This window comes from Streptomyces tricolor (genome assembly GCF_002155905.1).
Classification (GTDB): domain Bacteria; phylum Actinomycetota; class Actinomycetes; order Streptomycetales; family Streptomycetaceae; genus Streptomyces; species Streptomyces tricolor.
This window is the reverse complement of sequence record NZ_MUMF01000816.1, coordinates 1-548: the sequence shown is the minus strand read 5'-3', so window position 1 is coordinate 548 and position 548 is coordinate 1. Positions and strand designations below refer to the sequence as shown.

Genomic DNA, 548 nt, shown 5'->3' with positions numbered 1-548 from the left:
TGGCGCGGCGCAGGGCGCCGGGGGGTTCGGGGAGCCAGGGCGCGTCCTCGCGCGGAGCGGCGTGGTCGAGCGCGAGCCAGACCGCGGCGAGCAGATCGACCGGGTCATGGGCCTCGGCGTGCTGCTCCGCGACCACCGTGAACCCCAGCTCGTTGAGCCGGCGGCGCAGATTGGCGACCGGCATGAGGTGCAGGTGCTGCGGCTGGAGCCAGGGCAGCCACCAGCGGCCGAGGAGCCGGGCGTAGCGGCTCTCCGGATCCGGTACCTCGATGAGGAGGTGGCCGCCGGGGCGTACCGCTCGGTGGGCGGCGCGGAGTTCCCGGTCGGGGTCGGTGCTGTGCTCCAGGTAGTGGAACATGCTCACCACGTCGTAGCGGGCGGTGAGTCCGGGGGCCAGGTCGGGGAAGGAGCCGCGGTGGGCATGGTCCACGCGGCCCTCGCGGGCGGCGAGTTCGACGCCGTCGGTGAAGTCGAGCCCGTCGAAGGAGGTGCCCGGCAGGACGGCGCGGGCCGCCGCGCAGAAGTGGCCGTGGCCGGTGCCGACGTCC

At 75.0% G+C, this 548-nt stretch carries 1 protein-coding gene; it reads right to left on the bottom strand.

All coding sequences use genetic code 11. The features are described 5' to 3' along the window. A partial coding sequence (locus tag CCN44_RS40040) for a class I SAM-dependent methyltransferase (RefSeq protein ID WP_143650390.1) occupies window positions 1-548 on the bottom strand: 548 nt, incomplete at both ends.